This window comes from Alteromonas sp. G4i13 (genome assembly GCF_054960505.1).
Genome location: NZ_JBHNYX010000043.1, coordinates 1 through 12,356, shown reverse-complemented (window position 1 = coordinate 12,356; position 12,356 = coordinate 1). Strand labels below are relative to the sequence as shown.

Below are 12,356 nucleotides of genomic sequence, written 5' to 3'. Positions count from 1 at the left end.
AAGCCATCGGCATGAAAACGTCCGTTTGAAATATCATCAGCTTCTAAAACAGCGCCTTCACAACGAAACATTTCCGACTTCTTAGTTTAAGTGGTTACTTTGTTGGATGATTACTTAAGAATCGTTCTACCTCGGGCGCGGGGAGTGGCTTGCTCCAATAATAGCCTTGCCCCAAGTCACATCCCATTTTTATTAGCTTTTCTAAAGCGGGTTTACTTTCAATACCTTCAGCTACCGCTTTCATGCCAAGGCTGTCGGCAATACTGATTATTGCTGCAACTAAAGGTGCGTCGTTTTCCCCAATGCCCAAGGTGTTGATAAAAATGCGGTCTATTTTGAGTTTGCGAGCGCTAAATGTCTGTAGATAATTTAAATTAGAGTAACCGGTACCAAAATCATCAATAGCAAAGTGCACGCCTAACGATTTAATCGCTTCGAGCTGTTCGCCAGTGGTGCCATTTTCATCCGCGAGTATGGTTTCAGTTAGCTCCAGCTCTAAAAATTGCGGTGCTAATTGTGAATTTTGTAAGGCCTGCTCAACGACAGCGGGGAGCGTACCATCTTTGAATTGTGCGAAGGATAAGTTTACGGCAACCGTAAGATTAGTATGACCGTTTTCATGCTGTTTAGCGCAAAATTCACAAGCTTGGTTTAACACCCACGCACCAAGAGGGATGATCAAGCCACTGCTTTCCGCTAAAGGTATGAACTTGTCGGGGAATATCATTGATCCGTCTTTCTGAGGCCATCTCAAAAGCGCCTCTACTGCTTGAACCTTGTTAGAGGCAAGGTCTATCAACGGTTGGTAGTACACCTCGAATTCATTGGCATGCACGGCCGGGCGCAAACGCTGAATAAGTGTGAATTTTTCATCGTTTTCTTCGTCAAAGCGAACGTCATAGTATTCGTATCTATTTCTACCGTTGCGTTTCGCTTCGTACATTGCAATATCTGCTTTTCGGCACAGCTGTTTAAATTTAATTCCGTCATAAGGCGCTTGTGCTACACCAATTGAACCCGATACTACCACTTTGGTTTGCAGCACTTCGAATTCGTTCGAACACCACGTAATTAAGTTCTTACATAAGTCATCGATTTCAGATTTGTCTGATATTTCTGGCGCCAACACAATAAACTCATCGCCACCGAAGCGTATTAAACTTTGCTTTGTGGATAGGTGGTCGGTGATGGTTTGAGATATTTTTTGAAGAAACCGATCGCCCGCAGCATGACCAAGAGCGTCATTCACGGGTTTAAAGTTGTCTAAGTCTATGAACAGCAGCGCGAGCTGAAGCCCTTTTTCTTCACTCTCTCGTAGCTTTTCGTTGAAAAGTCGCTCGCCCAAAATCCTATTTGGCAAGTTTGTGAGCGGATCGTGATGTGCTAAGTGCTGGATATGTGCTCTATTTTGCTCAACTTTAGACACCTCTTGCTGCAGTGACTGCATAAGCCGACGAATATCCTGTATCAAAATAAAAACGCTGAAGCCCGTAATAACGTAAATAACCATGATGAAAAGCACATGAGACCAGCTCAAAATAGGCGGGTTTGGTGTTACCACATCGTGCATTATCAACCACGTAAGCGTAATGCACTGTAGAAGCACTAAAGATAAAACGGTGCCAAATAGGGCAATTCCACCTAATAAAGCCGCAAATATGATGACGCCAGGGTAGCCAATCATGGCGATATCAAATACGCCTGCACCTGTTGCGGATAGGGCAAACAGCATTGACGACATAGCGCCTAAAAGTAGGTAACTGCTGGTGGTAACGTAATACTTGTATGCGAGCGAGCCAGTGACGATTAATGAGAACAAGCCCAGTAAAAAGATATCAAAAGTTATGCCTCTCGCGACCAGAGACGAAGCGAAAAGCCCGAAGCCTGTTACCGCGCTTATTTGAATGACACGGCGCCTTCGGAGTGACGTTAGATCAGCAAGCTTTGCTGATGAGGAAAAAAAATCTTTAACCTGCATTCTTCCAAATCTTGAAGGAGGTTTATAGCAACCTTAAACCTAACTTGGAAAAAAGCAAGTGCAGAGACGCAACGTTATACGTTATTGGCAAAAGACGAGGAAAAACACAGCAGTGCTCGAAAACACTGCTGCCCGTAAAGTCAATAACTACCTTTCGTCTGATGGTGCGTAACGCTCCAACCAGTGTGCATATGGTGCAGGCATTACCCAAGATGGTTTTTCAACGCCTAGCTTTTTCGCTGCAAAGTAAGACCAGTGTGGGTTAGTAAGATGCATTCTACCTACCATAACAACGTCAAGTTGTTGGTTTTCAATGGTATCGTTGGCGAGCTCTGGTGTGTCTACTCCCCACGCTGTAGCAACCGGGATCCCGGCTTCATCACGTACCTTTTTAGCAATTGGAGCAAGGAAAGCCGGGCCCCAAGGAATATTCGCATCAGGCGTGTTAAAGCCAACGCTAACGCTAACGAAATCAGTACCAATTTCTTTGAACTGTTTTACAAGTTCGATAGACTCGCTCAACGTCTGTTCGTCATCACCATCGTATTCGATAACGCCAAAGCGTACGGTAAGCGGTAGGTTTTCAGGCCAAACCGCGCGCACTGCGCTCAGTGTTTCAAGTAAGAATCGACCACGGCCTTGCGCATCACCGCCGTATTCGTCGGTACGCTTATTGGCGTGCTTCGAGAAAAAGCTTTGAGCCAAATAACCGTGGGCAAAATGCAGTTCAAGCCACTCGAATCCAGCTTCAAGCGCGCGCTGGGCACCTTTCACAAAGTCACTCTTAACGCGCTCAATATCGGCTTTGGTCATTTCTGTAGGCGTAACAGGTAAGTGTGCCCCAAAGGCTTCTGCCGAAGGTCCAATAGGCTGCCACCCTTTTTCTTCACTTGGCTGAATGTGGTCATCACCTTCCCAAGGGCGGTTAGCACTCGCTTTGCGCCCTGCATGTGCAATTTGAATTCCAGCAACAGCGCCTTGGCTTTTTATACGATCAGCAACATTTTTTAAGCCACTAACGTGTTCATCTTTCCAAATACCTAAGCAATTTGGCGTGATGCGTCCTTCTGGCGAGACGGCGGTTGCCTCAACGATAACCAATCCAGCACCGCCTCGGGCAAATGACTGGTAGTTTGCTTCATGCCACTGATTTGTAAACCCATCTTCTGCAGAGTATTGGCACATAGGAGGCACAGCAATACGATTGCGAAGCGTCACGTCTTTTAACGAAAATTGTTCAAATAATGCAGTCATATTTCTCTCTTTTTAAATAAACACAAAAGCACTCAGCGAAGGCTGAGTGCTTTAAAATCTAGGGGTTATGCCGCAAGAGTTAGAATTTCACGGGCTTTAGCAAGGTCGATGTCACCATGCTCGCCAAGCGCTGTTAAGCCGTTGCGTTCAAGGTTCTCGATTAGTCCATCAATGGCAGACTTTTCAATGTTGTGGTCTGACAGGCGGGTTTTAACCTGCATAGTTTCAAAAAAGTCCTGAACCGCTTTTATGGTTAAGTCGATGGCCTTTTCTTTGTCATTTTCCTGAATGCCAAACACGCGCTCACCTAGCTGCAGAATTTTTTCCTGCTTTTTGTCACGCTGCACGAACATTAACGACGGTAGAACAATTGCTAGGGTCACGGCGTGATCTAAACCGTGTAACGCAGTAAGTTCGTGACCTATCATATGAGTGCCCCAGTCTTGCGGTACACCTTTGCCGATTAATCCGTTAAGCGCCATTGTTGCTGACCACATTACGTTTGCACGCACATCGTAATCTTCAGGCGTCGCTAACGCTTTAGGGCCTTCTTGAACTAAGGTTTGTAAAATTCCTTCTGCAAAGCGGTCTTGAAGCGGTGCGTTTACAGGGTAGGTAAGGTATTGCTCAATCACGTGAACAAAAGCATCAACCACGCCGTTCGATACTTGACGTGGTGGTAGTGAATAGGTGAACTCAGGATCGAGTACGGCAAAAACAGGCTGAACTGTTTCAGAAGAAAACGCGCGTTTTTGCGACGTTTCTTTTCTGTTTACTACCGAGTTACCGTTACTCTCAGACCCTGTCGCAGGTAAAGTAAGTACTGCGCCAATAGGTAATGGATTTTCAAATGCTGCACCTTTAACAAGTATGTCCCACGGATCGCCTGCAAAGTTAACGGCAGCAGCTACAAATTTCGCGCCATCAATAACACTTCCACCGCCAACCGCAAGAATGAAGTTCACGTCATTTTCACGGGCGACATTCACAGCTTTCATCAGTGTTTCAAATTCTGGGTTTGGTTCAACACCCTGAAATTCAATAATTTCAGCACCTGCTAGTGCAGTCGTTACTTTATCGTAAATACCATTTTTCTTAATTGAGCCGCCACCGTAGAGGAAGAGGACTTTTGCTTGTTTCGGCAAACGTGAAGACACTTCACTTAGTTGCCCTTTGCCGAACAAAATTTCGGTTTGATTCTTAAACGTAAAATTAAGCATAGTGTTGCCTGTCCTTAATTAGATTGTGAATTTAACTGTTGTAAAAGCTTTTCAGCTAACAGTTCATCAGAAAACGGGTTTTGGCCTGTAATAAGCTCACGGTCTACTACTACATTGGGCGCCCACATTTCTTTGAATTCCATCTTGCCACCCGCTTGCGCCATGGCGTCTGCTGGGTAGTACAATAACGTTGCGTCGTTTAACGTGCTTTCAAAATAGGCCTCTTCCGGTGTGGAGAAGATTGTCATTTTGTAGCCATCATAAATCCAACTCTCAGATGAGGCTTGCTCACCGGATTTCAATGCCAGTTCAAATGCCTGCGGGTTAGATTGCCCAGAAAGTAAGGCGATTGGGCCATGGCAGATAGCGGCAGTAGGTTTTCCTTCACTGTGAAAGTGAGACAAAATTTCACCCACTTGAGGATTGTTTGCCAGGTCGATAAGCGGTGCATGACCGCCTGGAATGAATACGCCTTCAAACTCTTCTAGCCCTTGTCCAATCACTTCGCTCAATGACAGCGTGTCATCAATGCCTTCTATTGACGCTACAAACGTTTGAATGTCTCGCATTTGCGATTCGCCGCCATCAAAGTATTGCGGTATTACTGACTTTTTATCTACAGATGGCGCATTGCCTTTTGGCGTGGCCAATACCAGTTTGTAGCCTGCGTCTACCAATGCTTTTGCCGGCACCCCAAACTCGTTAAGGTAATAGCCTGTAGGCTCTGTTTTGCCATCTGCAAGCTGCATTACATTTTCACTTGAAAGTAGTACAAGTATTTCGCCTTTACTGGTATTCGCAGCTTTAACGTCTGCCGCATAGGCCGACTGTGATAAACCCGCAATAATGGCGAGCGATAAAATTGATGATGCTGATTTCATGTGCAGCTCCTGTCGCATTAGAAAGTGCGTGTATCTTAGAGAGGTTGGCTTACATCGAGAAGTCAGATAAATTGTGATGAGTCATCAAAAATCTGATGGGTAGGGATTATGTCTTACTTAACACAGTTAAAAACCTTTGTAGAAGTTTATCGAAGCGGCAACATTACACGTGCTGCAGCTCGCCTTCATATGTCTCAGCCAGCGGTTACTTCTCACATACAAGCTATGGAGAATATTGTCGGTAAAGAGTTGTTCATAAGAAAAGCGAGAGGCGTTGAGCCAACGGCTATCGCTGATGACTTGGCGCTGCAAGTAGCCAGTCACATTGATACGTTAGAGCAGAAAGTGGCTTCTATTCGCAGTCGTGCTTCCACCGATCACGGCACTTTACACCTTGCAGGACCTGCGGAATACCTCAGTCTGGTGGCAGGTCCGGCACTTGCTAACTTGCTTCAGGCCGATAAAGTGAATTTAGTGATCCATACCGGCAACAAAAGTAATATTTATCATTTGTTGGAGAACGATGTAGCGGAGCTTGCCATTACGGCCTCTGAGCCCACTGACGCGATGTATGAATATCAGAAGTTGGATAAAGAGCGCTTAATCTTAGTGATGAACCGTGTGCAGGGAAAGTTGCTGGGAGAAAGAGAAATATCGGCAGCGCTACTCAACCAACATAAAGTAGTGACGTATGATGAACAGTTGCCGCTTGTTCGGCGATACTTTTCGGAGGTATTTAATGCCGCTTGTGAGTCGCCTGTCGCGGCTGTTTGCCCCGATATAAGAGCAATAAGTAGTATTATCAAAGCGGGAATTGGTTATTCCGTTTTGCCTGACTACTTATGTAAAGAAGGTATTGCAAAAGGCGAATTGGTCGCGCTGGGCAAGCCAGGCCCAGAAAATGATGTTTATTTAGTGTGGAAAAAGGGAGCGCTTCGTCATCCTAGGGTCGACTTCGCCAAAGATGTCATAATGGCTTTTGCAAACATTAACTATCTTTCGACACTTCCTGATTGAAGCTAGAGGCCTAAAAAGGGCGACGCATCTAGACAAGGCGTCGCCAATTGTTCCTAGATTAAATAACCAGGGCTTGTTGGTCTTTGCTGAATATTAAACAACAGCAGGCCCTAAAATGTACCAACAACTTTTACCGTGCCATCAACTTTACCTTCATCCACAAAACCTATGGTATTGGGGTTGGTCGCGACAAGATTTAACATCTCATCCTCAGTTGCTATCATTTCAGGCGGTGTGCCTCTGCCAGTAAACACAAGCTTCGACCAGAATGCAGAGTATTGTGATTCAGATTTTCCAAGCACATTATTTTTAAAAGCGTCTCTGATATTATTACCTTGTTCGAAGGTAAGGGGAATTGCGCGACTTCCATCGGGAAATGCTTTTACTTTTCCCAGATATATTTTCTTGACGGTATCGATATCGATCCCAGAATTGTTGTTGGCATTTATTATCACGGCTGTACCGGCATAAATCGGCGCAGACATTAAAAAGCACAGGGCTGCAACTATCTTCATTGATATTACCTTCGTTCTTAACTCGCTAACATCGAGGCAAGCATGCTAGTGGTTTGTACCCAAGGGCGACGCGCCCTCACGAAAGTATAACCGAGATTTACAATTTGTCGCATTTCGACAAAAGGTGAAATTTGAAGGATCCTAAAACATACAAAGAGAAATTATGGCAAAACCTAATGCAAAAGGGCCGGTCAGAACCGTGCAAATTTATTGCTCCAAGTGCAAATTCCAGCTATTTAAATATCGAAAAGGCGGCAAAGGCGCGTTGGTTAAATGCTTTAAAGAGAGAATAGTTGAGGACTTTACTCATGAAGAAGGAATATGTCCTTCTTGTCACGGACAGTTTGCAAGGAATGCCTTAATTCGAGGTGCACCGGCACTGAAAATTGTTGGCACAAAGGTGACCATGAAGTAGCACAGACTGATAATCGGTTGTTAATTGGACAACTTTTTTAAAATATAAACGTTTGGATAATTTGCTCTTACGTAATTTTTGCCTAAATTAATATAAAGGGATTGCTGCCTCAAGCCGTTGTGCTGTTTGGTAAAAAAATTTAAGGCCGAGGTTAGAAAGCGCAACGGAATGGCTTTGTATTAAACGTCTACATATCGAGATGATAAATGTCCATTCAAAGAAAGTTTCTATTTTCTATTTCTGCTGTTATCGCTTTGTTCGCTTTAATTGTTGCCGTGGCAACGGTTATCACCACTTCCTCAAATGTTTCAACCCTTGTTCAAGAGCAAAAGAAGAACACCGCCGATCGTTTAGTGAATATTCTTACTGTGACTGACTCTATCATGCTTGAACGCGTCAAAAGCAGTATGGCGTTGCTTAAACAACGAGGTGAGGCAATCGGTGAGCCTAATCAAACCGATATTGTTACCGTTAAAAATACGCAGGCTCGGCAGCTAAGGTTGGGCAATGCGGAGCAAGCCAACACATTCGATTTGGTCGATAACCTGACAAGCGTAATGGGAGGCACAGCCACGCTTTTTAGTAAAACAGGAGACGACTATATTCGCGTGAGTACCAATGTCATTAAAAATGGCGAGAGGGCGATTGGCACTAAGTTGGCCCCTGATGGCAAGGCGATCAAAAAGATTAATCAGCAGGAAGCGTATTACGGTGCGGTTGATATTTTGGGTAGCCCTTATTTAACAGGTTACGAGCCAATGTTTAACAGCAGCGGTGACGTTGTGGGCATCTGGTATGTGGGATACTCAGCCGACCTTAACGTTTTAGAGCAAGCCATTAAGCAAAGTCACGTGCTAAAAGAAGGCTTTGTTGCCCTTCGTGATGCAAAAGGTAACATTCGCATGCATTCCGCACATGTGAATGATCGGCAGGTGGCCGACGCCCTTCAACCTAATGATGACTGGGTTGTAGAAGTGGTACCGTTTTCGCCTTGGGGGTACGATATTATATTAGTGGCGTCGACGTCAGAAAAATCGGCTATGGTTCGAAGCTCTGTGTTGGTTGTTGTACTTAAAATCGTATTGGCGAGCGTGGGAATTTTGATCACCATTTGGTTGCTCGTTAAGTATATTGTTGGCAAGCCACTTGAAGAATTCATTGGGGTAGTAAACAACTTGTCTTCTGGTGAGGGAGATTTAACGTTCCGTTTTCAGGCATCAAGAAGCGACGAGTTTGGCACCATGGCAAGAGCGTTTAATGGGCTTCTTAGCCAGTTACAAGACACGTTGCAGAGTGTGGACGAAGCCACCGACCACATGCTAGCAAAGTCAGAAAGGTTAAATGCAACAGCGTTGCAATCCAAAGATACCGTTTCACAACTTAGCCGAGAAACGGAGTCAATTAATAACGCCATTTCATTAATGCAGCAGAATGCACAAACTGTGTCGTCAACCATTCGCAGTTCAAGTGAAGCGGCACACGCTGCCGATCAAGATACGCGAAACAGCGTAAGCGTTCTGGCGCAAACCATTAAAGACATCCAGTCTCAGGCAAGCGATGTGGACGCGTCAGTACAGGTTATCACTGAGTTGGCTCAGGCAAGTGAAGAAATTAGCGGTGTAATGGAAGTTATCAGGAATATCGCAGAGCAAACGAATCTACTTGCGCTCAATGCAGCTATTGAAGCGGCTCGCGCTGGTGAGCAGGGACGTGGCTTTGCCGTTGTCGCTGACGAAGTCCGCTCGCTAGCAAGCAGAACGCAGTCTTCCACGGAAGAAATTCGCAATATGATTGAACGCCTTCAGCAAGGTAGCCGCGTGGCTTCTGAAAAAATGCAGCAAAATAAAGAAACCGCCTATAAAACCGTGGACACCACAAAACATGCTGGCGATTCGTTAAAGCAGGCGCTTGACGCTGTTGCACGCATCACAACGTTAAACCGAGACGCTGCCACAATGGCTGAAGGACAAACAGAGGTTGCTAACGATGTGAATAAAGGGGTAAGCAGTATTCAACAGGTGGGCAATGCCAATACTACCTATGCAAAAGAAGTGGTAGATAACTGTGAAGCCTTAGTTCAGCAAGTTAAGCAAATGCAAATGCAGTTGCGACGATACCATTTCTAGAGTTACTGGCTTATTCAATCGATTTGGCTGTCAGCAGGCAGCGAAGCAGAAACAAGATATATCGCCAGAGTCAATGTACGCTGAAATGCACAATTCTTGCGGTTGACATGAATAGTAACAATTTGAACCAATGCCAAAAGGGCTTTAGATTGCTAAGGCTCTTTTTGATATTTATTCTTACCCATGGATGAATATAGGGATTTTCCCACAACATGGATAAACCATAATGAAACAACTATCTACACTAGCTGGTGTGGTAGCGAGTGTTTTTGCATTCACATCGCTATCGACAACGGCAGTAGTGGCGCAAGAAGCGCAAACTGCATCTGCAGTCGTATCACCCGCGAAAAAGACACTTGCTGATGTTGAATACCGCTTACCGTCAACAATCGCTCCCACATTTCAACACATTCACTTAAATATCGACCCTGACAACCCTACATATTCTGGAAAAACGAATATTGATATAACGGTTAAAACCCCAACTAAGAAAGTGGGCTTTTATCAGCAAGATTTGACCGTGACTTCTGCACGTTTAGTGTCTGGAAGCAGCAGCTTTCCTCTAAATGTTACGATTGGAGAATACGACATCAATTGGGGCGAATCGCAAGATGAGATTGCGCCTGGGAAGTATACGTTAGAGATTACGTTTGAAGGGAAAGTGAACACGTCTTCAGATGGCATGTATCTGTCACGTTTTGAAGAGACCAACTATATATTTACCCAGTTTGAAGATATGCATGCGCGAAAAGCGTTTCCAAGTTTTGATGAGCCAAACTTCAAAATTCCTTATCAAATGACCATCAGTTCTCCCGAACATCAGGAAATTGTGGGTAATACACCTGTTGAAAAGGTGACAGTGGAAAACGGGATTAAAACCGTAGTGTTTGAAAAAACTAAGCCCATGCCGACTTATCTTATTGCCTATACCGTAGGGCCCTTTGATAGTGCTGAAATTTCTGGGCTGTCGGTGCCAGGAAAAATATACGTTCCAAAAGGGTATGCCGATAAAACCAAATTTGTTATCAAACACATCCCAGAAATCCTAGCCTCGCTAGAAGATTTTTTCGGTATCAAGTACCCCTATAAAAAAATGGATTTTGTTGCCGTACCCAACTTTACCCACGGTGCAATGGAAAACGTAGGTTTAATTACCTATCGCGATAGTTTGTTACTGCTAGAAGATAACCCAAGCGTCACAGAGCGTTCACGACCGCTAAATGTTATTGCGCATGAACTTGCTCACCAATGGTTTGGCAACTTGGTAACAATGGCGTGGTGGGATGACCTATGGCTGAACGAAGCGTTTGCGTCTTGGGCTGCAAGCCATACCATGAAAACCTTGTATCCAGAGTTGAACTACGCCGATCGCATAGTACAAGAGGGAGCATTTGGTGCAGATGCTAGTCCCACGGTGAAACCTGTTAAAAAGGTAGTGAAAAGTCAGCCAGATGTGATGGATGGGTTGGGCTTGAACTACTCAAAAGGTGAGTCAATTTTACAAATGATTGAATCGCTAATTGGTACAGAAAAGTTTCGTGAAGGTGTTCAAAACTACATGAATACCCATGCTTGGGGTAATACCGTAGCAGATGATTTGTGGCGCGCCCTAGATGAAGTGTCTGATTTCAACTTAAGCGCCATGATGAAAGCTTACTTGGAACAGCCGGGCTACCCACTTATTCATATTTCAAAAGATGGCAAATTAACCCAGTCCCGTTTTCACCTTGCTGGCGCGACCGTGGAGGATAAGACATGGGCAGTTCCATTAAAGCTGACTTATCAATCAAACGGAAAAATACTAAACGAAGTGGTTTTTATTGATAAAGAAACCACAGTTTTACCTCAGCTTGCTGAAGCAGACTGGGTATACCCTAATGACAATGCAACAGGTTACTTCCGTTGGTCAATTGAACCAGCTCAGCTAAACGCACTGCTAAATAACATTGACGCGCTAAATAAGCGTGAAAAGAAAAATGTGCTATACAACTACCAGGCGCTGTTAAACGCAGATCAAGTAGGTGTAGACAGCGTGATGAAGGTGCTTAATAGTTTGGCAAAAGATGATGACCCTGCGGTCATTCGTGCGGCTGTTGGCGTGTTAGCTGAGTTTAGTTATTTAGTAAATGAAGACAATAAAGCCGCCTATGCAAAGCTTCTAAATCAAAATTATATGCCTTTGTTAAACAAGCTAACCTTGTCTCAAAGTGAGCAGGATAACGCAGATGTCATTCGCCTGCGTAACCAGATATACAGCTTACTGGGTACTCATTCGAACAATGATCAACTTGTTGAACAAAGCGTTAAAATAGCGAAACAGTACCTTGCAGATACTAGCAGTGTTCCTTCCGGTATTGCCGGTACAGCAATTGAAATTGCTACGCGAAATAGTGAACAAGGCGAGCAGGGCACATGGTTTAATACAATTGTAGAGGCATTTAAAAAAGCACAGTTGCCAAACGTGAAAAGCACGCTGGTGTATTCGATGTACTTTGAAGACAAAGCAACCGTCTTTAAAATGTTAGATTTAGCGCTTACCGATGATATTACGCCTGCAAATACCATGTATATGGTGGTGAGAGTAGCACGTAACTTAGACGATCATACGCTATTGTATGAGTGGCTTAGTAAGAATAAAGACGCGCTACTAGCAAAAATGCCTGATTACCATGTAAGCAGAATGCCGGAATTTGTTTCAACAACCTGTTCGGCTGAAAACTTAGAAATGGCCAATGCGTTCTACGCGCCAATTAGCGAGACTTATCAAGGAATGGCACGCGGTGTCGAAATTATGCAGGACGAGTCTCAACAGTGTATGCGGCTGAAATCTGCATTTCAGGCAGACTTTAACGCCTTCTTAAACGAGCAGTTATAGGCAACAACGAAAAGGCGTTTACCCAGAGCTTTTTGTCCTAAAGTTATGATTGAAAGAGCGTCCACTAGGCGCTCT

General features: G+C 44.4%; 9 protein-coding genes. 4 read left to right on the top strand and 5 right to left on the bottom strand.

From position 1 onward, the window contains the following. Positions 1 to 94: 94 nt before the first annotated feature. From ACFI6J_RS17440 to ACFI6J_RS17425, 4 genes are all read right to left on the bottom strand, one after another. Positions 95 to 1,978 carry a putative bifunctional diguanylate cyclase/phosphodiesterase gene (locus ACFI6J_RS17440; protein WP_061486057.1) on the bottom strand — a complete coding sequence of 628 codons (1,884 nt, stop codon included), beginning with the start codon at positions 1,976 to 1,978 and terminating at the stop codon, positions 95 to 97. 147 nt (positions 1,979 to 2,125) lie between these two features. Next, entirely contained in the window at positions 2,126 to 3,232 is a 1,107-nt protein-coding gene (locus ACFI6J_RS17435; protein WP_014949897.1) for an NADH:flavin oxidoreductase/NADH oxidase, read from the bottom strand. 65 nt (positions 3,233 to 3,297) lie between these two features. After that, positions 3,298 to 4,452 carry an iron-containing alcohol dehydrogenase gene (locus tag ACFI6J_RS17430; protein WP_282762194.1) on the bottom strand — a complete coding sequence of 385 codons (1,155 nt, stop codon included), beginning with the start codon at positions 4,450 to 4,452 and terminating at the stop codon, positions 3,298 to 3,300. Positions 4,453 to 4,466: 14 nt separating this feature from the next. Further along, positions 4,467 to 5,333 carry a type 1 glutamine amidotransferase domain-containing protein gene (locus tag ACFI6J_RS17425; RefSeq protein ID WP_110288677.1) on the bottom strand — a complete coding sequence of 289 codons (867 nt, stop codon included), beginning with the start codon at positions 5,331 to 5,333 and terminating at the stop codon, positions 4,467 to 4,469. A gap of 108 nt (positions 5,334 to 5,441) precedes the next feature. Here ACFI6J_RS17425 and ACFI6J_RS17420 point away from each other — a divergent pair, with 108 nt between their 5' ends. After that, a complete protein-coding gene (locus ACFI6J_RS17420; protein WP_014949894.1) occupies positions 5,442 to 6,350 on the top strand; it encodes a LysR family transcriptional regulator in 909 nt (302 codons plus the stop codon). 110 nt (positions 6,351 to 6,460) lie between these two features. Here ACFI6J_RS17420 and ACFI6J_RS17415 read toward each other — a convergent pair whose 3' ends face one another. Then, a complete protein-coding gene (locus ACFI6J_RS17415) occupies positions 6,461 to 6,865 on the bottom strand; it encodes a type 2 periplasmic-binding domain-containing protein (RefSeq protein WP_278345632.1) in 405 nt (134 codons plus the stop codon). 163 nt (positions 6,866 to 7,028) lie between these two features. On the opposite strand from ACFI6J_RS17415, the gene ACFI6J_RS17410 reads away from it, so the two are divergent. From ACFI6J_RS17410 to ACFI6J_RS17400, 3 genes are all read left to right on the top strand, one after another. Next, positions 7,029 to 7,280 (top strand): hypothetical protein, encoded by a 252-nt coding sequence (locus ACFI6J_RS17410; protein WP_014949892.1) that lies wholly within the window; start codon positions 7,029 to 7,031, stop codon positions 7,278 to 7,280. Between the two features lie 206 nt (positions 7,281 to 7,486). Further along, positions 7,487 to 9,406, top strand: a complete 1,920-nt coding sequence (locus ACFI6J_RS17405) for a methyl-accepting chemotaxis protein (RefSeq protein ID WP_014979626.1) — start codon at positions 7,487 to 7,489, stop codon at positions 9,404 to 9,406. 226 nt (positions 9,407 to 9,632) lie between these two features. Beyond that, entirely contained in the window at positions 9,633 to 12,281 is a 2,649-nt protein-coding gene (locus tag ACFI6J_RS17400; RefSeq protein WP_156078514.1) for a M1 family metallopeptidase, read from the top strand. Positions 12,282 to 12,356: the final 75 nt, after the last annotated feature.